This is a genomic window from Rhizobium sp. 18065, from assembly GCF_902706095.1.
In the GTDB taxonomy this organism is placed as follows: domain Bacteria; phylum Pseudomonadota; class Alphaproteobacteria; order Rhizobiales; family Rhizobiaceae; genus Allorhizobium.
In genome coordinates, this window is sequence record NZ_CACSJP010000013.1 from 54,029 (window position 1) to 74,445 (window position 20,417).

A 20,417-nucleotide genomic window follows, 5' to 3' on the forward strand; every position below is an offset into this window, starting at 1 on the left:
TAACGAAATCAGGACGTCTGCTAGAGGAGGGATGATGATCGCCGCCATCGAGGTTCGCGGTCCTGAGAGGATGAAGGCACACAAGATGACAACGGCAGCACAGACGGCCGATCGAACGAGCCATCGCTTCATCCTGGCTCTGATGCCGCTGCTGACCATGTTGATCTGGTCAGGCAATACGATCGTCACCAAGGCTTCAGCGGGATTGATCGAACCGGCCTCGATCGCGTTTTATCGCTGGCTGATTGCCCTCCTGCTGCTGACGCCTTTTGTCATGCGCGGCCTTTGGGCCAATCGCCGGGTGGCGATCCGGTTCTGGCCGAAACTGGCCGTGCTCGGCATGCTGGGCATGGTAATCTACCAGAGCCTTGCCTATGAGGCGGCCAAGACCACGACGGCGCTCAATATGGGGCTTCTGGCGGCGCTGATGCCGCTGATTTCCATTCTTCTGGCTTCGGCATTCGCCGGCGAGCGCCTGACAAGGTCGCGCATCCTCGGCGGAATTCTGTCGCTGCTTGGCGTGATCTATCTGATTTCCCACGGTGATCCCGTCAAGCTTCTGGCGGGCGGCCTTCATATCGGTGACGCGCTGATGATCGTCGCGATTATTGCCAATTCTTTCTATGGCGTTTTGCTCAAGCGCTGGGCGCCGCCGCTGCCGATGTGGCAGCAGATCTGGTGCCAGATCGCCGTTGCCACTGCCTTCCTCCTGCCGCTCTGGCTGCTCAGTGACATCAGTCCGGTCACGGCGGACAACCTGCCGCTGGTCCTGTTTGCCGCGATCCCGACATCGCTTCTGGCACCGTTCTGCTGGATGATTGCCGTGCGCGAACTCGGGGCGGCGCGCAGTGCGCTTTACATCAACCTGCTGCCATTGCTGGTGGCGGCGCTCGCATGGTTGCTGCTCGGCGAAACGCTGGCGTTCTTCCATCTGGTTGGCGGTGGCATGGCGTTGGCCGGTGTGGCGATCGGTATGCGTCAGCCATCCGCCATGCGAATTGCCGCGGCGACCAGTGACCAGCGATAGAGCCGATCAGGTCCGGCGCGAGAGGATACCGGTCGACAGCAGGACGCCGACGCCGGTGATCAATGCCGCTGCCATCGCTGCCATGCCGAGCGGTTCTCCGAGAATGAGCCTGCCGCCGATCGCCGCCGCAACGGGTGTTACCGCGGTATAGGCCGCCGCCTGGGTGCCGCCAAGGCTGCGCACGGCAGTGCCATAGAGGAGTGTGGCGACCAGGCCAGACAAGACGCCCTGGGTGAGGATCTGCAGGCCCGTTTCGGAAAACGGCGCGGAAAGCAGGTGCACATCGACGAAAGGCAGAAACAAGAGATTGAGAATCGTCGACCAGACGCAGATCAGCGCGGCACCTTCGAAGGCCGAAAGTCCGGAGCGCCGGAAGGCGTGGGTATAGACGGCCCACAGCGTCGCGCCGGTCGGCAGCACGGTGTAGCTGATCCAGGACAATGACCCGTCGCCGATATTGGCGAACAGCAACAGCAACCCGCCGGCAAAGATCGCGGTCATGCCGATCTTGCGCATCATGTCGGGTCTCTCGCCGAGCAGAGCCACGCCGATCAGGGCCGTTGCCAGCGGCATCAGACCGGGCAGCAGCACGCCGGCAGCCGACGCTGGGGTCGAGCGCATGCCGAAGGCGACCACCTGAAAGAACGGTGCACCGGATCCGAGCACCATCAGCACCAGGGGCAGCTTCGGAACGCCCTTCGGCCAGAGTCCGGTCCGCAGCCAGACCGGCGTCAGCAGGGCGGCCGGGATTCCATAGCGAAGCAGGCTGAGATCGAAGGCAGACAGCGAGCCGCCTATGCTGTGGCGGGTGGAAATCAGCCAAGCCGCCCAGATCAGCACGACAGATAGCGCGGCCGCGGCCCCGAGGCCGGCCGAGTGTCTGGGTGCTGTCGTGTCAGGGATCGGGGTCATTTGTGCCATCCGGGTAGGTTTGGTCAATATTACGCAATTGTCGGGTGGCAGTCCTTGCTAATTATGCCTGTATTCGTCGTAGTATCGGCAGAACTAGAATCCATTTCCCAGAAAAAAGGTAGATTATGCCAAAACTGGACAAATTCGATCTGGCCATCCTGAACGCGCTTCAGGACAATGGCCGCGCCACCAATGTCGAATTGGCCGAGACGGTCGGTCTGTCGCCGTCACCCTGCCTGCGCCGGGTACGCATGCTGGAGGAGGCGGGCCTGATCCGCAGCTACCGCGCCGATATCGATCGCCGCGCAGTCGGGCTGGAGCTGACCGTCTTTGTCTCCTTCAAGGTGACGCATCACACGCGCGACAACGCTCAGGCCTTCCAGCAGGCGTTGCAAGACCTGCCGGAAGTCGTCGGTTGCTATATGATCTCCGGAAATTCCGACTTTCTGGCCGAAGTCGTGGTCGAGAACCTTGCCGCCTACGAGACGCTTCTGACCGACAAGCTGCTGGTCCTGCCGCATGTCACTGACATCCAGTCGAATTTCGCCATCCGCACGATGAAGAGTGCCGGGCCGCTGAAGCTGCCACAGGCAAAGGCCTGACGGATTTCTCGGCAAGGACCAGCCGCGCAGGGGGCGGCCGGTCCTTGGGTCCTGCCTGTCAGCCGGTAAAGCCTTCCAGCACGACCTTGCCGCGCATCCGGCCACTCTCGACCAGAGCATGGGCCTTCTTCAAGGTTTCGGCATTGATCGGTCCGAGCACGGTATCCAGCGTCGTGCGGATCAGGCCGGCATCGATCAGGTCGGCGACCTGGTTGAGCAGGGCATGCTGTTCGATCATGTCGACGGTTTCGAACATCGGCCGGGCGAACATCATCTCCCAATGGATCGACACCGCCTTGCGCTTAAAGGCCATGATGCTGAAATCGTCGGCGAAGTCGTCGATGATCGCGAGCCGTCCCTGCGGCGCGATGATCTCGGCCAGATCCAGACGGTGCTGGACGCTGTGGGTGACGGAGAAGATGAAGGCCGGTGCGGCAATGCCAAGAGCTGCATATTCGCCGGCCAGCGGCTTGCTGTGATCGATGACATGGTCAGCCCCGAGCGCGTGTGCCCAGTCTGCGGTTTCCGGCCGGGACGCCGTGGCGATCACCGTGAGGTCGGTCAGCTGCTTGACCAGCTGGATGGCGATCGAGCCGACGCCGCCGGCACCCCCGGTAATCAGCACGGCGGGCAAGGCACCGGCAACGGGCGCGGTAATGTTCAGCCGGTGAAACAGCGCCTCGAAGGCGGTGATCGTGGTCAGGGGCAATGCTGCGGCTTGGGCAAAGCCGAGCGAGGCCGGCTTGCGCCCGACAATGCGCTCGTCGACCAGATGGAATTCGGCATTGGTGCCGGAGCGGTTGATCGCGCCGGCGTAGTAGACCTCATCACCCGGCTTGAACAGGCTGACGCCTTCACCGACCGCCTTGACGATGCCAGCGGCATCATAGCCAAGAATGCGCGGCTGGCCGGCTTCCGGCTGCTGGCCCTTGCGTACCTTGGTGTCGACCGGATTGACCGAAACAGCCTTCACCTCGACCAGCAGGTCGCGGCCCTGGGCGGTCGGCATGGGCAGGTCGAGATCGACCAGCGAGGTTTCGGCAGTGATGGCTTGCGGGGCATAGTAGCCGATAGCGCGCATGGAAAGCTCCTGTGTTGTTTGCACGCAGCCTATTAAGGGCATAGGATGCAACTCCGCAAGAATGCACAAATACTGTTTATAGTGACCTTAATGGTCCTTAGTACACAAAAGGATACTATGGATGTCGCGCCCGCGTTCGAAGATGACCAACAGCTTTCCCGGCTGCCCGGTGGAATCCACGCTCAGCTTTCTCGACGGAAAATGGAAGGGTGTGATCCTGTATCATCTGCTGCAGGATGGCACGTTGCGCTTCGGTGAATTGCGCCGCCGGCTGTCGGCGGTTACCCAGCGCATGTTGACCAAGCAGTTGCGCGAACTGGAAGAGAGCGGCCTTGTGACCCGAACGGTCTTTGCCGTTGTGCCGCCGCGTGTCGACTATAGCCTGACGCCGCTCGGCCAGAGCCTGCAGCCGGTGATCACGGCGCTCGACACCTGGGGCAAGGGCCATGTGCGTTGCGCCAATGGCACCCGCACGATCCTCGCGCCGGCAGATGCCGGCGCAGGGACGGAGACGATTGAACTGTCCGCAGCGAAGGTCGAACGTTCAGCGGCGTGACGCGCGCTTTTCCAGCGTGATCGAGATCAGGAAGACCACCAGGCCGAAGGCCGACAGCACCGAGCCGACAAAGCCGGTGGCGCCATAGCCGTAACCGGCTGCGATCACCATGCCGCCAAGCCAGGCGCCGAGCGCATTGGCGATGTTGAAGGCCGAATGGTTGGAGGCGGCGGCCAGTGTCTGGGCATCAGCCGCGACATCCATCAGGCGGGTCTGTACGGCCGGACAGGCGGCAAAGCCGCAACCGGTGAGGAAGACGCAGATGCACAGCATGACCGGATTGTGCGCCGTCAGCGAGAAGATCGCCATCAGCACCACGTTGAAGGCGAGCACGCCGCCGATGGTACCGTTGAGCGAATAGTCCGCCATGCGCGAACCCAGCACATTGCCGACATTCATGCCGATGCCGAACAGTGCCAGCACGACGGCAACCATGGTCGTCGGCAGTCCGGCGGTGTCGGTCGTCGTCTTGGCGATATAGCTGAAGATCGCAAACATGCCGCCGAAGCCGATCGCCGCCACGGCAAGCGAAAGCCAGACCTGCAGTCGCCCGAAGGCGCTGAGCTCGCGGCGGATGCTGGCACCTTCGGCGACTTCGTCCTTCGGCAGATAGATGGCGATCAACGCCACCGTCAGCGCCCCGATGCCGGCCACAAGGTAGAAGGCGGCCCGCCAGCTCATCAGCTGGCCGAGGAATGTGGCGATCGGCGTGCCGATCAGGGTAGCAATTGTCAGGCCGAGCATCACGCGGCCGACGGCGCGAACCCGCTTGTGCGGCGGTGCCATCGAGGCGGCAACCAAAGCCGCGACACCGAAATAGGCGCCGTGCGGCAGGCCGGTGATGAAGCGCAAAGCGGTGAAGGAGAGGAAGCCGGGAGCCATGGCGCTGGCAAAATTGCCGATGGCAAACAGGCCCATCAGCATCAGCAGCAAGGTCTTGCGCGGCAGCTTGGCCGCAAGCGCTGCGATGATCGGCGCGCCGATGACCACGCCAAGCGCATAGGCGCTGATGACATTGCCGGCATCCGGCACACTGACCTGATAGGTGGTGGCGACTTCCGGCAAAAGGCCCATGATGACGAACTCGCCGGTTCCGATGCCGAAGCCGCCTGCAGCCAACGCGATTTCGATCAGCAGAATGGTGGCGGGTGATAGCTGGGCCTGATCGACCCGGCTGGCGGCGAGGGAGCGGTCGGCGGTCGTGCAATCGGTCATCAAAACACCACGGGCGCCGGCTGGGAGCGACGGCGCGAAAAGCTTCTGGAGAAGCAGGGAATGGAAGGCGATCCGTAATGGACCGAAGCAGAGGCAGAATTGTTATTTATCATATCAGTGTGCACTGCGGCAAAGGCTTTTGTCCTTGCCCTTGAATTTTACCGCTTTGGACGCGATCTGTTGCGATAAGGAAACATTTGCCCAAATGGCGCGTTGTCGAAGGCTGCGGCGGATGATGCGCTGCGAAAGGACGAGATGAAGATCACGGCTGTACTCAATCGCGATGGTGGTACCTTCAGGACCACGGATATGCAGGCCTATTGCGCCAGTGCCGTCAAGGCGTTCGCGGCCAAGGGGCATGATCTCGATTGCGCTGTGGTTGGCGGTGACGAGGTCGTCTCGGCGCTTGAACAGGCGAGCACATCCGGCGCCGACGCTTTGGTAGCAGGCGGTGGCGATGGCACAATTTCGGCGGCTGCCGGCATTGCCTGGAGGACCGGCCTTCCGCTTGGCGTGGTTCCGGCAGGTACGATGAACCTGTTTGCCCGTTCGCTCAAACTGCCGCTGGATATCTGGAAGGTGCTCGACACGCTCGCCGATGTGCAGGTCCAATCGGTCGACATCGCAACCGCCAATGGCCGTCCCTATGTGCACCAGTTTTCCGCAGGCCTGCATGCGCGCATGGTGCGCATGCGCAATTCGATGAATTTCGCTTCCAAGCTTGGCAAGATGCGTGCCAGCACCAATGCCGCTTTCGGCGTGATGCTCGACCCGCCGCGTTTCGAAGTGATCTTCGATATCGATGGAGACGGGCGCAGCGACGAACGGCCGGTCTCGGCCATTTCGGTGTCCAACAATCCGCTCGGCAACAATGCGCTGTTTTTTGCCGATGACCTGACCACCGGCAAGCTCGGCGTCTATCTCGCCGATCCGCTCGAGCCGACGGGTGTGTTCTCGCTGGCCTTTGATATCATGCGCGGCAGGTTCACCGACAATCAGGCGGTGACGGCAACGACGGCCAATGTTCTGCGGCTGCATTTCCCCAAGCATCGCCAGGGGGCAGCCTGTGTTCTCGACGGTGAGCTGCTGCGCATGCCGCGCGATGTCGAGATCAAGATCCATGCCGGCGAGTTGAAGGTGCTCGTGCCGGCACAGACGGTTTCAATTCCCGCCTGAGGCGGAAATCCTCCCCCGAAAGGGGGGAGGATATGAACACTACGCGAACGCTGCGGCGATCAGGGCCTTGGTATAATCCTCGGCCGGCCGCTCGAAGATCGCTTCGGTATCGCCCTGTTCGACGATCTTGCCGTTCTTCATCACCACGACATGGTCCGACATCGCCCTGACCACCGAGAGGTCATGGCTGATGAAGACATAGGACAGGCCGTGCTTGGCCTGCAGGTCGCGCAACAGTTCGATCACCTGCAACTGCACCGACCGGTCGAGCGCCGAAGTCGGCTCGTCGAGCACGATGACCTTCGGTTTCAGGATGATCGAGCGGGCGATGGCGATGCGCTGGCGCTGGCCGCCGGAAAACTCGTGCGGATAGCGGTTGCGCGCCGCCGGATCGAGGCCGACTTCGAGAAGTGCTGCAATCGCCCGTTTGTCGCGGTCGGCCTTGGTCAATTGCGGCTCGTGCACATAGAGGCCTTCGGTGATGATCTCGCCGACGGTCTGGCGTGGTGACAGCGAGCCGTAGGGATCCTGAAACACCAGCTGCATCTGCCGGCGATAGGGCCGCATCTGGCTGCGGTCGAGCAGCGAGATGTCCGTCGTCTCGAAGCGGTAGCGTCCATCCGATTCCAGTAGGCGGAGCAGGGCGCGTCCGAGGGTGGACTTGCCGGAACCAGATTCGCCGACAACGCCGATTGTCTGGCCCTGGCGCAGGGTCAGGCTGACATTGTCGACGGCCCGGAACGTCTTTGTGCCCTTGAACAGGAACCCGCCGCCGATGTTGAAATCGACCACCACATTGCGGCCTTCCAGCATGATCGGTGCATCACCGGCCGGCGGTGCCTTGACGCCATGCGGCTCGGCCTCCAGCAGCATCTTGGTATAATCCGCCGTCGGCCGCTCGAAGATGTCCTCGCGCGAACCCTGTTCGACGACCTCGCCGCGCCGCATGACGATGACGCGGTCGGCGACATGCTTGACCACGCCGAGGTCATGGGTGATCAGCACGATCGCCATGCCGAAACGCTTCTGCAGGTCGGCGAGCAGGTCGAGGATCTGCGCCTGGATGGTGACGTCGAGCGCCGTGGTCGGCTCATCGGCAATCAGCACGTCGGGCTCGTTGGCAAGCGCCATGGCAATCATCACGCGCTGGCGCTGGCCGCCGGACAGTTCGTGCGGATAACTGTCGATGCGCCGGTTCGGGTCGGGGATGCCGACCAGGTTGAGTAGTTCCAGCACGCGTTCACGCGCCTGGCGCTTGCTCATGCCGCGGTGGTAGCGCAGCGGTTCGGCGATCTGCTTGCCGATCGTATAGAGCGGATCGAGCGAGGTCATCGGCTCCTGGAAGATCATGGTGATCTTCGAGCCGCGCACCTCGTTCAACTCCTTCAGCCCGGCATGGGCAAGATCGGTCGCGCCGTAGAAAGCCGAGCCCTCGACCCGTCCGTTCGATGCGAGCAATCCCATGATGCCCATCATCGTCTGGCTTTTGCCGGAGCCGGATTCGCCGACGATGGCGAGCGTCTCGCCCTTCTTGACGTCGAAGGAGACACCCTTGACGGCCTGCACGTCGCCATCTGGCGTCGTGAAGGTCACCTTGAGGTCGCGGACGGCAAGCACATTGGTCATTTCAGTCCTGTCCATGCTTATCGGTCCTTCGGATCAAGCGCATCGCGCAAGCCGTCGCCAACGAAGTTGAGGGCAAACAGCGTGATGACGAAGAAGATCGCCGGGAAGATCAAGAGCCATGGTGCGCTCTGCATGTTCTTCGTGCCTTCCGAGATCAGCGTGCCCCAGCTGGCGAGCGGCGCCTGGACGCCGAGGCCGAGGAACGACAGGAAGCTCTCGGTCAGGATCACCTGCGGCACGACGACGGTGACGAAGACGATGACCGGGCCGACCGTGTTCGGAATGATGTGGCGGCGGATGATCTGCCAGTCGGTGAGGCCGAGCGCCTGAGCGGCGCCGACGAATTCCCGACGTTTCAACGACAGTGTCTGGCCGCGCACGATACGGGCCATTTCCAGCCATTGCACCGCCCCGATGACGGCAAAGATCAGCACGATCGACCGGCCGAAAAAGACCACCAGCACGACCACAAGGAAAACGAAGGGCAGCGAATAGATGATCTCGACGAAACGCATCATCACATTGTCAACCCGCCCGCCGATATAACCGGACGTCGCACCGTAGACCACGCCGATGCCGAGCGAGACGAGCGAGGCGGCAAGGCCGACCGCGATCGAGATCTGCCCACCGAGCATGACGCGCACCAGAAGGTCGCGGCCATTGCTGTCGGTGCCGAAGAGGAAATACTGCTGATCAACCGAACCGGTCAGGGTCATCGACAGCTGGTCGGTCGATGTTTCGGCGACGGTGGTGTTCTTGAACTCGTTGACGCGGTCGAAGTAACGCACGGAGCGCGGATCGATCGGCCGGGCGGATGTGACCTTGGCGGTGAATACGCCATTCTCGATCTCAAAGCTGTCGAGCGTCAGGCGCGCACGCTTGGCTGTGCTTTCGGCGACTTCTGTCAACGTCTGCGGATCCGGCCGCGGCGTCAGGCTCGGCGGGATCGAGACATAGGACGGGAAGACCTCGTCATAGGTATGTGGCGAGACGAGCGGGCCGGCAAACGAGAACAGGCAGATCAGCAGCAGCACGACGCAGCCGGCCATGGCAGCCTTGTTGCGCCGGAAGCGCATCTTGGCCAGTTGGCCAAGGCTTCGGCCCTCGACGACGGGCGCAAGTGTTGTGGTTGTATCAGTCATGGCGGACCCTCGGATCGAGCAGGCCATAGGCGATGTCGACCAGCAGGTTGAAGACGATCACGAACAGGGCGACGAGAATGACGGTGCCCATGACCAGGGGATAATCGCGATTGAGCGCGCCGAGTACGAAATAGCGGCCGACACCGGGAATGGTGAAGATGCTCTCGACCACGGCCGAACCGGTAAGCAGCGCTGCGGCGCAAGGTGCTAGATAGGACACGACCGGCAGCATGGCGCCACGCAGCGCATGGGTGATGACCACGACGCGCGATGGCAGTCCATAGGCCTTGGCCGTGCGGATATGGTCCGTATGCAGCGCTTCGATCATCGAACCGCGGGTGAGGCGGGCAAAGACCGCCAGCTGCGGCAAGGCGAGCGCCGTCATCGGCAGGATCAGGTTGCGGGCCGAACCATCACCCCAGCCACCGGCCGGCAGCCACGACAGCATCACGGCAAAGATCAGCGTCAGAACGGGGCCGACGACGAAATTGGGAACGGTGACGCCGACGGTGGCAAAGGCCATCAGGCCGAAATCCAGCGCACTATTCTGGCGAAGCGCCGCAATGGTGCCGAGCGTCACGCCGCCGATCAGCGCGATCAGGATGGCATAGAGACCGAGTTCGACCGAGTAGGGCAGGGCCTTGCCGATCAGTTCGGAAACCGTGTTGTCCTTGTAGATGAAGCTTGGTCCGAAATCGCCGGTCGCGGCATTGCCGAGATAGTTGATGTATTGGCGCCACAGCGGCTGGTCGAGCTTGTAGGTGGCCATGATGTTGGCCATCGTTTGTGGCGGTAGCGGACGTTCGAGATTGAACGGACCACCCGGCGCGAAACGCATCAGGAAGAACGAGATCGTCACGACGACGAACACCGTAGGCACGGCGCTCAGAAGTCGGCGCAGGACAAATGAGATCATGGTGAAAAAAGATGACGCGCGACAGCCATCATGCTGCCGCGCGCCATTCCCTATGTTTGTTATTCGGAAACGCTGAGGAACTTCGACAGGTGTTCATTCACCGGATTGTCGCCCCAGCCCGAAACGCGCGAGGAAACCAGCCACAGGTTGGCCGTGTTCATCAGCGGTGCGATCGGCTGATCGTTCATCAGGATCGTTTCAGCCTTCTTCATCTCGTCCATGCGCTTGGCCGGATCGGCTTCCTCGTAGGAGGCCTTCATCAGCGCATCGAATTCATCGTTCTTGTACTTGCCGTAGTTGAACGTGACGTTGCTGCCGACGTTGAGGGCCAGGAAGTTTTCCGGATCGGCGTAGTCGGCTGTCCAGCCGGCGCGCGCAACGTTGAACTTGCCGCCTTCCTGCAGGTAGGCGTAGTGCGAGGCAACGTCGAGGTTGACCAGCGAGACCTTGGCACCAAAGGTGTTCTTCCACATGTCGGCGACGGCGGTGGCGACCCGTTCGTGGTTGGCATTGGTGTTGTAGCGGATCTCGAGTTCAAGCGGCTTGCCGCCTTCACCGTAACCTGCGGCCTTCATCAGCTCGACGGCCTTGTCTTCGCGGTCGATCTGCGACAGCGCTGCGAAGTCCGGCTGCGGACCCTGGCCGTAGCCCTCGAGGCCCGGCGGCACAAGGTTGTAAGCCGGAAGCTGGGCGCCTGCATAGATTTCCTGGGCGAGGAAGTCGCGGTCGACAGCCATCGACAGCGCGCGGCGAACGTTGACGTCGTTATACGGCGGCTCGCGGTTGTCGAAGACATAGTAGTAGGTGGCCAGACCCGGGCTGACATGCACCTGGTCGTTGTAGCTTTCGCGCAGGCGTTTGATCTGGTCGGCCGAGAAGTTGTAGACCAGATCGAGTTCCTTGGCCTCGAAGCGACGGACAGATGCGGCATCGTCGTCGATCGGGTAGAAGATCACCTTGTCGAGCTTGACGTTCGCGGCATCCCAGTACTTTTCGTTCTTGACGACGGTCAGCGTGTCGTTCGGTACATGCGCCTGCAGGACGAAGGCGCCGTTGGAGACCATGTTGCCCGGCTTGACGAACTGGTCGCCGAACTTTTCGAAATTGGCCTTGCTGAGCGGTAGCGCGGTGTAGTGGGCGAGAAGCTGCAGGAAGAACGGCGTCGGACGCTCGAGGGTGATCTCGACGGTCTTGGCGTCGATCGCCTTGATACCGAGCTGGTCGATCGGCACTTCGCCCTTGTTGGCCTTTTCGGCATTCTTGATCGGGTAGAGAATGTTGGCGTATTCGGCCGCGGTCTTCGGATCTTCGAGGCGGCGCATTGCAAAGACGAAGTCTTCAGCCGTTACCGGCGAGCCATCCGACCAGTTTGCGTTGTCGCGGATCTTGAAGGTGTAGACGGTTTCGTCGTCCGAAACGGACCAGCTTTCGGCGGTGCCGGGAACGATCTTGCCATTGGCGTCATAAATCGTCAGGCCTTCGAACAGGTCACGGACCACGAAGCCTTCGATGTCGATCGAGATATGGGCATAGTCGAGTGTCTGCGGTTCGCCGGCATTGCCGCGATGCAGGACGGCTTCGGCAAATGCCGGAGCGGCGCCCATGAGCATGGTGCCGAATAGCAGTGAGGTCGCCAGTTTTTGAATTTTTGTCATTTTGTTCTCCCCTTTCAGGCGTGATGGAAGGCCGAAACAGACGAGAAAAAGACATGAAATACAAGAGGCCAAATTTAGTGCACGCGCCGGATTTGATCGAAGCCGGCGCAAACGCACGATTTCAAACGGAAATTTGCTTCTGGCGCAATCAATGCAAAGATTGCGTCGCAATCACGACATTTTTGATTGTCCGATAAAATTGGTATTGTTGATATCTGTCACAGCCGGGCGAGATAGGTCTGGTAGTCGAAGCTCGACACCGTGCGCAGATAGGCAATTGCCTCCTTGCGCTTCGTGTCGCCATAAAGCTTCTGGTAGCCCGCACCGAACACATCCGCGATGAACGACGAATGGCGGAAGCGGTCGACGGCGGTCAGGAAGTCATGCGTCAGCATGGCCGGATTTTCCGGGGCGCTGGTCGGCGTGGTGACCGGGCCGGGATCGAGATCCTCGTCGAGGCCGAGCAGCATGCCGCCGAGGATGGCAGCCAGCAACAGATGCGGATTGGCATCGGCGCCGGCAACACGGTGCTCGATACGGGCGGCCGGACCGTCCTTGTCGGGAATGCGAACGGCGGTGCCACGATTGCCGAAGCCCCAGTCGACCTTGTCCGGCGCAAACGAGCCCGGCTGGAAGCGGCGATAGGAATTGGCCAGCGGCGCAAAGATCAGCTGTGCGTCCTGCATGGACTTCAGCATGCCGGCCGTCACCGATCTCAACTTCACCGGATCGCCGCCCTTGGCATCGAGGATGTTCTTGCCATCCTTGTCAATGATCGAGGCATGCACATGCAGGCCCGATCCGGCCTGGTCACCGTAGGGTTTGGCCATGCAGGTGGAGCGCAATCCCAGGCGGCGTGCGGCGAAATCGACGACACGCTTCAGGTAGATGCAGTCGTCGGCTGCAGCCAGCGCATTCGGCTTGTGCAACAGGTTGACCTCGAACTGGCCGGGGCCGAATTCTGCCGTGGTCGCGTCGGCGGGCAGGCCCATGTCGTCGCAGTAGCGGCGGATGATGTCGAGATAGTTTTCCATCGCTGCCGTCGCGCTCATGTCATAGAGCTGGAAGCCGTTCGGCTCGCCGCGATAGGTCAAGGCCTGTGGTGGTCTTGGCTTGCCGGTCTCGCGCCAATCGTCCTCGATGACGTAGAACTCGAGTTCCGTGGCAACCACCGGTGTCAGGCCACGCTCTTCGTAGCGCTTCAGTACATTGGCGAGAATGGCGCGCGGGCAGATGAAATGCGGTTCGCCTTCCAGCGTGTGCATGGTGGCGAGCACCTGCTTCGAGCCGGCCGGTCCCCATGGCAGGGTGGTCAGCGACGCCTTGTCCGGCACGCAGATGCCATCCGGGTCGCCCAAGGTCAGCGACAGGCCGGTAATGTCGTCATTGTCATCGCCCCAGATGTCGAGCGACTGGGTCGAGGCGGGCAGCCGCACCGTGTTCTTCCACACCTTGTCCTCCGCGCCAAGCGGGATCATCTTGCCGCGCAGGTCGCCATTCATGCCGACAAGAAGCACCTCGATGCGTGCGGAAGGATCGGCGGCATTGAGATCGGCGGCCTCGGTCTGTGCGGTCATGCGGGTGGACTTTCATGGGCTCGATGGGAACGGTTTTGGCCGGAGAAACGCGGCACGCGGTGCCTTGCCAAACACGTTTTGGAAGGTCATGTTCGTAGCCGATAAAGTTCCGCCTTTCAATGCGGAGGCAGGCGTCCGACCGGACCAAGATTGGCCGGGCGAGCGTTTCCATTGCTTCCGGCAAGGATCAGAAACCATGAACAAGATTGCCTCCGCCGTTTCCAATCTCGGTGCCATTGATGCCGCCCACCACCTGCATCCCTTCTCCAACATGAAGAAGCTGAATGCCGAGGGCACCAAGATCATCAGCCGTGCGGATGGGGTGCATATCTGGGATTCCACCGGCAAGAAGTATCTCGACGCCTTTGCCGGACTGTGGTGCGTCAATGTCGGTTATGGTCGCAAGTCGATCGCCGATGCGGCCTATGCGCAGATGCAGGAACTGCCTTACTACAACACCTTCTTCGGCACGACGACGCCGCCGACCACGCTGCTCGCCCAGAAGGTGACGGAAAAGGCCGGCAAGACGCTGAACCATGTCTTCTTCTCCAATTCCGGGTCGGAAGCCTCCGACACCTGGTTCCGCATGGTCCGTGTCTACTGGAAGGCGCTTGGCCATCCGACCAAGACGCAGGTGATTGCGCGCAAGAACGGCTATCACGGCTCGACTGTTGCCGGCGCCTCGCTCGGCGGCATGAAGTGGATGCACGAACAGGGCAATCTGCCGATCGAGGGCATTCACCACATCAACCAGCCCTACTGGTATGCCGAAGGCGGCGACATGACGCCGGAAGACTTCGGTCTGAAGGTGGCGCGCGAGCTGGAAGACAAGATCATCGAACTCGGCGAGGACAATGTCGCAGCCTTCGTCGCCGAGCCGATTCAGGGTGCTGGCGGCGTCATCGTTCCGCCGTCGACCTATTGGCCGGAGATCAAGCGCATCTGCGCCAAATATCAGATCCTGCTGGTGGCCGACGAAGTCATCTGCGGTTTCGGCCGTCTCGGCACCTGGTTCGGCCATCAATATTTCGGTTTCGAGCCGGATCTTGCGCCGATCGCCAAGGGCCTGTCATCCGGTTATCTGCCGATCGGCGGCGTGCTGGTGTCGGACCGCGTCGCCCAGGTGATGATGGATGAGGTCGGCGATTTCTATCATGGCTACACCTATTCCGGTCATCCCGTGGCCGCTGCCGCAGCGCTTGAGAATATCCGCCTCATCGAGGAGGAGGGGCTGGTCGAGCGCGTGCGCGACGATATCGGTCCTTATCTTGCCGAGGCTCTCGCCTCTCTGGCGGATCACGACATGGTCGGCGAAGCCGTCAGCGTCGGCCTGATGGGCGCCGTTCAGATCACCGCCGACAAAGAGACACGCCGCCGCTTCAAGAAGCCTGATGACACAGGCACAGGGGTGCGCAACCAGTGCGTCAATGCCGGTGTCGTGCTCAGGGCCACCGGTGACCGCATGCTGTTCTCGCCACCCTTGATCATTTCGCGCAGCGAGATCGATCAGGCGGTCGGAGCCTTGCGCGACGGGCTGGACTGGCTGAAGGACAATCGCGGCGAGGGATGAGGCTCCGCCCTTGGCGCGGCCGCTGGCGAAATTCTCAGCGGAGTGATAGGCTCCGATCATATCATTTGGAGCAGTCATGCGCACCTTGGTCGATATTCCGGAAGCACAGATAGAAGCCTTGGACAAACTTGCAGCCCAGAAGCAAGTCTCTCGTGCTGCTCTCATCAGGGAGGCTGTGGGCGATTTGCTGGATCGGCAGAAAGACGATGCTGTCCGCAACGGCTTCGGGCTGTGGGGCAATGCGGAGGATGGGCTGTCGATACAGCGCCGACTTCGCTCCGAATGGTGAAAGTCCTTTTCGATACCAATATCGTGATTGATATCCTCAACGGCGTTCCTGAGGCCTTGGAGGTAGTGAATACTTATCCAGAGCGGGCGATCAGCATCATCACCTGGATCGAGGTCATGGTCGGGGCTCCGGCTGGCTTTGCCGACGACACACGCGCATTTCTGAAGGGCTTCGACGTGATTGGCTTGTCGCAGGATGTTGCCGACGAGGCGGTCACGGTGCGGCAAAACCATCGGCTGAAATTACCGGATGCCATGATATGGGCATCGGCAAAGACGAATGGTCTCTTGTTGTTGACCAGGGATACCAAGGGCTTTCCGCGTCAGCATCCCGACATCAGAGTGCCATATGAACTCTGATGTCGATCTAGCAAGGTCCTTCACGGCATGAACTGACCGCCGTTCACGTCGATCGTCTGGCCGGTGATGTAGCCCGACAGCATGTCCGAGGCGAGGAAGAGATAGGCGCCGACGCAATCGTCGGACGTGCCCGCCCTCTTTAGCGGTACGGCAGCGGCCACCTGCTCGGCCTGGCCGGGCAGCGCATAGTTGTCCTGGAATGGCGTGGCGATGAAGCCGGGTGCGACCGCATTGACGCGCACGGCGTATTTGCCGAATTCCAGCGCCATGCCCTTGGTCACGGCGCCGACAAAGGCCTTGGACGAACCGTAGACGCCGGAGCCGGCGGTGCCGCCGGTTCGAGCTGCGACCGAAGTCGTGTTGATGATGAAGCCGCCCTGTTTCTTCAGGTGCGGCAGGGCGGCATGGCTGGTTGAAATGACCGAGCGGGCATTGACGTCCATCACCTTGTCGTAGTGCGCGTCGGTCATCTCCTCATAGGCCACACGGGCGATCATGCTGCCGGCATTGTTGATCAGGCCGTCGAGCCGGCCAAACGCCTGCACCATCTGGTCGACCGCAGTCGCCATCTCCGCAGAGTTCGTCGCATCCGCCTTGAGGGCAATGACCTTGCCGCCGGACGCCGTGATTTCGCCGGCGATCGCCTCTGCCGCCTCGGCCTTGGAATTGTAATGCAGGCCGATCAGCGCGCCCTGGGCGGCAAAGGCGCGGGCGAGGGCGGCGCCGATACCGCTCGATGCGCCGGTGATGAGCACGGCCTTGCCGGAGAGGTCGGGAATGATGAGATGATCGGTCATGCGGCAGTCCTCCTGTTGCCGGACAAGCTTAGACCGGTCATGCCGCCGCTTGGCAAGACCGGCCTGAAGAATATCCGATGCCCGATGCCCGATGCCGCCGTCTCAGGCGGCTTGCCACGCGAAGGGCAGAGGCGCCTCACGGAAGGCGAAGCGGTCGAGATGGCTGGAGACCACGCCCTTCATCCGTTCAAGCACCTCGGCCTGCTCACCCTCGATGACCACGGTGAGGCCGGCTTCGTCCGCAGTCATGGTTGCTGTCGCAGCGTCAAACTTGACCACACCCTGGTTTTCCGTAAGTTCGACTTCGAGCTTGTGCGCCCAGTGCTTGCACAGCTGCTGGACATATTTCCAGCCATGTTCCGTCGCCACGGTTGCCGTTACTTTCGCCATGTTCAGAGCCTTTCGATCTTGCTGGCCGCTTCGTCGAGAATGCGGGCCACTTCCAGTTGGGTTTCGCGTGTCACGCCGTCAAGGGCGAGGCGGTCCTGCAGGGCGGCGCGCAGATTGTGCATGGCGCGGCGAACCGGCGCTGCATCCGTGCGTTCGGTGACCTTGGCAAGAGCGGTCAGCCGCGCCATGGCGGTGGCCACCTCGTCGGCACGCTCCGCCAGATGCTGGCGACCGGCTTCGGTGATGCCGAGCAGCTTGCGTGGGCCTTCGCTCGCCTGTTCGTCGGCAAGGCCCATGTCGAGCAGCAGGGTCATGGTCGGATAGACCACGCCGGGGCTTGGGGCATAGGCGCCACCCGAAAGGGTTTCGATTTCGCGGATCAGGTCGTAGCCATGGCGCGGCTGCTCCTCGATCAGCTTCAGCAGCACGAGGCGCAGCTCGCCGCTCTCGAACATCCGCCGACGTTCGCCGCCGCGTCCGCGTGGCCCACCCTCCGGCCGGCCGCCGAACGGCCCACCGTGACGCATACCGTGACGCATCCCGTCAAAGGTGCCACGCATGGCCTGGGCAAACTTGTCATGCCCTCTGTGCTCGCAATTTGAATCTCTCATCTGGATTTCTTTCTGATAGGTTTGAACTGCATCTAAGATATATCTTAGAGCGATCATTACAAGAGGGCGCGCGAATAATTTCTGGCAAGATGCGGGGCAGGGCCGCGCAGCGCTTTCGGCAGGAAGGCGCATGGCCTATCGTGATGCAATGCCGCGCGATTAAGGTCGAGCGCAGCAGGTCAACTGGCAAGGCAGTGGGGAGAAGCAGCATGAGTGACAAGCGCCACGAGTATAAGGTGACGGTCACCTGGCAGGGAAATACCGGAACGGGCACCTCCGGCTACCGCGATTACGGCCGCGACCATGTGATCTCGGTGGACGGCAAGCCCGACATCCTGGCCTCGTCGGACGTCGCTTTTCGCGGCGATCCGGCCCGCTGGAACCCGGAGGATCTGTTCCTCGCCTCGCTGTCGGCCTGTCACAAGCTCTGGTACCTGCATTTCTGCGCCGTCTCCGGCGTCGTCGTCACCCACTACGAGGACCATGCCGAAGGCGTCATGGAAATCGACGTCGAGGGCACCGGCCGTTTCACCGATGTGCTTTTGAAGCCGCGCGTAACGATCAAGGCCGGCACCTATCCCGACATTGCCGCCGAACTGCATGCGGAGGCGCATGAGAAATGTTTCATCGCGAACTCGGTCAATTTCCCCGTCCGCTGTCAGGCGGAGATCATCGAGGGATGATTTGCGGCGTGGTTTTGTGTGCCCGGTCGCCGTCAATGACCAAACCTGCTGGGGCCGCAGCGATTGAATTGACCAAGCCTGCTGGAGCTTTTATAAAATAGTCCTTGCGAAACTCCGGTTCGGCCAAAATAATCTATTCAAATCAATAGGCTTTTCCGGAAAAGCGGCAAATCAAGACAGCGTCGCCACAAGATTGGTGACGCGAGACAGCACGGCTGCATGCGTCAGCCATGGAGAAACAAGATTATCAAGATAATGGTATTGCTGCACAGCGCCGTTGGCACGGGTTGGCAGTCACCCCCGAAAGGCACCAGCCTGAAGACATTGAGCGAAGCCGAAGAGCAAGGCTTCATCTTGATCCGCGGGGAATTTCAGAAACGGCAATTCTGCCTGACGGATCTGGGCTCCGACTATGTCGAGCGCGACAAACGGCGGCTGGAAGCCCGCAGGCTCTGAACCGATCCCGTCCGCCAACATTCGAGCACATGGCCCCGGCGCGCGGCCGAGGCCTTCCATCTCTACTGGCCAGTTTGTCCCTTACTGGCCGTTTATCCCTTACTGGAAAGCCGTCTCGAAGAAGCTGCGCAGCTTGCGCGAATGCAGTCTTTCTTTCGGCATGGCACCGAGTTTCTGCAGGGCGCGGATGCCGATCTGCAGATGCTGACTGACCTGGGTCTTGTAGAAGGCGGTCGCCATGCCCGGCAGCTTCAATTCGCCATGCAGCGGCTTGTCGGAAACGCAGAGCAGGGTGCCGTAGGGCACGCGGAAGCGGAAGCCGTTGGCGGCGATCGTCGCCGATTCCATGTCGAGCGCAATGGCGCGCGACTGCGACAGGCGCTTGACCGGGCCGCGCTGGTCGCGCAGTTCCCAGTTGCGGTTGTCAATCGTGGCAACGGTTCCGGTGCGCATGATGCGCTTCAGCTCGAAGCCCTCGTAGCCGGTGACCTCCTCGACCGCGTCTTCGAGCGCCTGCTGCACCTCGGCCAGCGCCGGGATCGGCACCCAGACCGGAATGTCGTCGTCGAGAACATGGTCTTCGCGCACATAGGCATGGGCGAGAACATAGTCGCCGAGCCGCTGGCTGTTGCGCAATCCTGCGCAGTGGCCGAGCATCAGCCAGGCATGCGGGCGCAGCACGGCGATATGGTCGGTGATCGTCTTGGCATTGGACGGGCCGACGCCGATATTCACCAGCGTGATACCGGCATGGCCCTTCATCTTCAGGTGATAGGCCGGCATCTGCGGCAGGCGTCCGAGCGAAACACCCTCGCTCGGCTCGCTATCGCCCGGCTTGGTGATGATATTGCCCGGCTCTACAAAAGCTGTGTAGCCTTCGCCGCCGTCTGCCATCAGTTTGCGCGCATAGGCGCAGAACTCGTCAACATAGAACTGGTAATTGGTGAACAGCACGAAATTCTGGAAATGGTTGGCGCCGGTTGCCGTGTAATGTGACAGGCGGGCCAGCGAATAGTCGATGCGCTGCGCGGTGAACGGCGCCAGCGGATGCGGTTCGCCCGGCTTCGGCTCGTATTCGCCATTGGCGATCTCGTCATCGGTGACGGCAAGATCCGGCGTGTCGAAGACGTCGCGCAACTGCATGTCGACGAGACCGCCGGCCGATGCCTCGACATGCGCGCCTTCGGCAAAGGCGAAATGCAGCGGGATCGGGGTCGCCGATTCGGACACGATGACCGGAACCTGATGATTGCGCATCAGATGGCCAAGCTGTTCCTTCAGGTAGTGGCGAAACAGCGTCGGGCGGGTGATGGTCGTGGTGTAGAGGCCGGGAGACGTGACATGCCCATAGGCAAGACGCGTGTCGATATGGCCGAAGCTGGTCGTCTCGAGCGCCACCTGTGGGTAAAACGCCCGGTAGCGACCGGCAATCGGCCCGCCTTGCGCAAGACCGCCAAAGGCATCGATCAGAAAGTTTGTATTGCGCTCGTAGAGCGCGGTCAGCGCATCCACCGCTTCGACGGCATTGTTGAACGCCTGCGGTTCATACGGCTCGGGGCTGATGAAATTGACGGGTGCGGAAATAGGGATTCGTGTGTTCATGACGCATTATAGGAAAGAGTGATTGACAAGCAAACGACGTTTTGGTGACGTTTTCCAGAATTCAGCCGCACGTCACTTCTTTCCGATCTCGTCCGCTTCGGTCCCTGCCGTGCATGCGGCCCGACCGAATGCACGCTGCCGCGTGCCCAAGGTGATATTGCGGGCCAGTCGGGAC

21 protein-coding genes are annotated in these 20,417 nt (G+C 61.4%); 9 read left to right on the forward strand and 12 right to left on the reverse strand.

Annotated elements, in window-relative coordinates; all coding sequences use genetic code 11:
- Positions 1 to 34: 34 nt before the first annotated feature.
- Positions 35 to 1,027: a DMT family transporter gene (locus tag GVK95_RS22425; protein ID WP_244618868.1), complete on the forward strand. Its 993-nt coding sequence runs from the start codon at positions 35 to 37 to the stop codon at positions 1,025 to 1,027.
- A gap of 6 nt (positions 1,028 to 1,033) precedes the next feature.
- Here the strand turns inward: GVK95_RS22425 and GVK95_RS22430 are convergent, their stop codons facing one another.
- Positions 1,034 to 1,939 (reverse strand): DMT family transporter, encoded by a 906-nt coding sequence (locus GVK95_RS22430; RefSeq protein WP_159952908.1) that lies wholly within the window; start codon positions 1,937 to 1,939, stop codon positions 1,034 to 1,036.
- A 125-nt stretch (positions 1,940 to 2,064) separates the two neighbouring features.
- Between GVK95_RS22430 and GVK95_RS22435 the strand changes: the two genes are divergently transcribed.
- Positions 2,065 to 2,541, forward strand: a complete 477-nt coding sequence (locus GVK95_RS22435) for an Lrp/AsnC family transcriptional regulator (RefSeq protein ID WP_159952909.1) — start codon at positions 2,065 to 2,067, stop codon at positions 2,539 to 2,541.
- A 58-nt stretch (positions 2,542 to 2,599) separates the two neighbouring features.
- Here the strand turns inward: GVK95_RS22435 and GVK95_RS22440 are convergent, their stop codons facing one another.
- A complete protein-coding gene (locus GVK95_RS22440) occupies positions 2,600 to 3,622 on the reverse strand; it encodes a zinc-binding alcohol dehydrogenase family protein (RefSeq protein WP_159952910.1) in 1,023 nt (340 codons plus the stop codon).
- Positions 3,623 to 3,743: 121 nt separating this feature from the next.
- Here GVK95_RS22440 and GVK95_RS22445 point away from each other — a divergent pair, with 121 nt between their 5' ends.
- The gene (locus GVK95_RS22445) at positions 3,744 to 4,178 is read left to right on the forward strand and encodes a helix-turn-helix domain-containing protein (protein WP_159952911.1); all 435 of its coding nucleotides are present in this window, start codon (positions 3,744 to 3,746) and stop codon (positions 4,176 to 4,178) included.
- Here GVK95_RS22445 and GVK95_RS22450 read toward each other — a convergent pair.
- The gene (locus tag GVK95_RS22450) at positions 4,167 to 5,393 is read right to left on the reverse strand and encodes an MFS transporter (protein ID WP_159952912.1); all 1,227 of its coding nucleotides are present in this window, start codon (positions 5,391 to 5,393) and stop codon (positions 4,167 to 4,169) included. The genes GVK95_RS22445 and GVK95_RS22450 overlap by 12 nt on opposite strands.
- A 255-nt stretch (positions 5,394 to 5,648) precedes the next feature.
- Here GVK95_RS22450 and GVK95_RS22455 point away from each other — a divergent pair, with 255 nt between their 5' ends.
- Positions 5,649 to 6,569, forward strand: coding sequence for a diacylglycerol kinase family protein (locus GVK95_RS22455; RefSeq protein WP_159952913.1), 921 nt, complete (start codon positions 5,649 to 5,651; stop codon positions 6,567 to 6,569).
- A 39-nt stretch (positions 6,570 to 6,608) separates the two neighbouring features.
- Here GVK95_RS22455 and GVK95_RS22460 read toward each other — a convergent pair whose 3' ends face one another.
- From GVK95_RS22460 to GVK95_RS22480, 5 genes are all read right to left on the reverse strand, one after another.
- Positions 6,609 to 8,210 (reverse strand): ABC transporter ATP-binding protein, encoded by a 1,602-nt coding sequence (locus GVK95_RS22460; protein ID WP_159952914.1) that lies wholly within the window; start codon positions 8,208 to 8,210, stop codon positions 6,609 to 6,611.
- Positions 8,211 to 8,212: 2 nt separating this feature from the next.
- On the reverse strand, positions 8,213 to 9,337 hold the full coding sequence (locus tag GVK95_RS22465) for an ABC transporter permease subunit (protein WP_159952915.1): 1,125 nt from the start codon (positions 9,335 to 9,337) through the stop codon (positions 8,213 to 8,215).
- The gene (gene oppB, locus GVK95_RS22470) at positions 9,330 to 10,253 is read right to left on the reverse strand and encodes an oligopeptide ABC transporter permease OppB (RefSeq protein WP_159952916.1); all 924 of its coding nucleotides are present in this window, start codon (positions 10,251 to 10,253) and stop codon (positions 9,330 to 9,332) included. Before oppB ends, GVK95_RS22465 begins: the two co-directional genes overlap by 8 nt.
- Before the next feature lie 59 nt (positions 10,254 to 10,312).
- Positions 10,313 to 11,908, reverse strand: a complete 1,596-nt coding sequence (locus GVK95_RS22475) for a peptide ABC transporter substrate-binding protein (RefSeq protein WP_159952917.1) — start codon at positions 11,906 to 11,908, stop codon at positions 10,313 to 10,315.
- A gap of 218 nt (positions 11,909 to 12,126) precedes the next feature.
- On the reverse strand, positions 12,127 to 13,485 hold the full coding sequence (locus GVK95_RS22480) for a glutamine synthetase family protein (RefSeq protein ID WP_159952918.1): 1,359 nt from the start codon (positions 13,483 to 13,485) through the stop codon (positions 12,127 to 12,129).
- 196 nt (positions 13,486 to 13,681) lie between these two features.
- Here GVK95_RS22480 and GVK95_RS22485 point away from each other — a divergent pair, with 196 nt between their 5' ends.
- From GVK95_RS22485 to GVK95_RS22495, 3 genes are all read left to right on the forward strand, one after another.
- Complete coding sequence (locus tag GVK95_RS22485; protein WP_159952919.1) at positions 13,682 to 15,055, forward strand: aspartate aminotransferase family protein; 1,374 nt, start codon at positions 13,682 to 13,684, stop codon at positions 15,053 to 15,055.
- A 76-nt stretch (positions 15,056 to 15,131) separates the two neighbouring features.
- Complete coding sequence (locus tag GVK95_RS22490; protein ID WP_159952920.1) at positions 15,132 to 15,344, forward strand: CopG family transcriptional regulator; 213 nt, start codon at positions 15,132 to 15,134, stop codon at positions 15,342 to 15,344.
- On the forward strand, positions 15,338 to 15,703 hold the full coding sequence (locus GVK95_RS22495; RefSeq protein ID WP_159952921.1) for a type II toxin-antitoxin system VapC family toxin: 366 nt from the start codon (positions 15,338 to 15,340) through the stop codon (positions 15,701 to 15,703). The genes GVK95_RS22490 and GVK95_RS22495 overlap by 7 nt, the downstream gene beginning before the upstream one ends.
- 20 nt (positions 15,704 to 15,723) lie before the next feature.
- Here the strand turns inward: GVK95_RS22495 and GVK95_RS22500 are convergent, their stop codons facing one another.
- The 3 genes from GVK95_RS22500 to GVK95_RS22510 form a co-directional block, all read right to left on the reverse strand.
- Positions 15,724 to 16,500 (reverse strand): SDR family NAD(P)-dependent oxidoreductase, encoded by a 777-nt coding sequence (locus GVK95_RS22500; RefSeq protein WP_159952922.1) that lies wholly within the window; start codon positions 16,498 to 16,500, stop codon positions 15,724 to 15,726.
- Between the two features lie 102 nt (positions 16,501 to 16,602).
- The gene (locus GVK95_RS22505; protein ID WP_159952923.1) at positions 16,603 to 16,890 is read right to left on the reverse strand and encodes a DUF2218 domain-containing protein; all 288 of its coding nucleotides are present in this window, start codon (positions 16,888 to 16,890) and stop codon (positions 16,603 to 16,605) included.
- Between the two features lie 2 nt (positions 16,891 to 16,892).
- Positions 16,893 to 17,501: a PadR family transcriptional regulator gene (locus tag GVK95_RS22510; protein WP_159952924.1), complete on the reverse strand. Its 609-nt coding sequence runs from the start codon at positions 17,499 to 17,501 to the stop codon at positions 16,893 to 16,895.
- Between the two features lie 209 nt (positions 17,502 to 17,710).
- On the opposite strand from GVK95_RS22510, the gene GVK95_RS22515 reads away from it, so the two are divergent.
- Together GVK95_RS22515 and GVK95_RS22520 are read left to right on the forward strand one after the other, a co-directional pair.
- On the forward strand, positions 17,711 to 18,184 hold the full coding sequence (locus GVK95_RS22515) for an OsmC family protein (RefSeq protein WP_159952925.1): 474 nt from the start codon (positions 17,711 to 17,713) through the stop codon (positions 18,182 to 18,184).
- A gap of 255 nt (positions 18,185 to 18,439) precedes the next feature.
- Positions 18,440 to 18,640 carry a hypothetical protein gene (locus GVK95_RS22520; protein WP_159952926.1) on the forward strand — a complete coding sequence of 67 codons (201 nt, stop codon included), beginning with the start codon at positions 18,440 to 18,442 and terminating at the stop codon, positions 18,638 to 18,640.
- A gap of 99 nt (positions 18,641 to 18,739) precedes the next feature.
- Here GVK95_RS22520 and GVK95_RS22525 read toward each other — a convergent pair whose 3' ends face one another.
- On the reverse strand, positions 18,740 to 20,242 hold the full coding sequence (locus GVK95_RS22525) for an AMP nucleosidase (protein ID WP_159952927.1): 1,503 nt from the start codon (positions 20,240 to 20,242) through the stop codon (positions 18,740 to 18,742).
- Between the last annotated feature and the right edge of the window lie 175 nt (positions 20,243 to 20,417).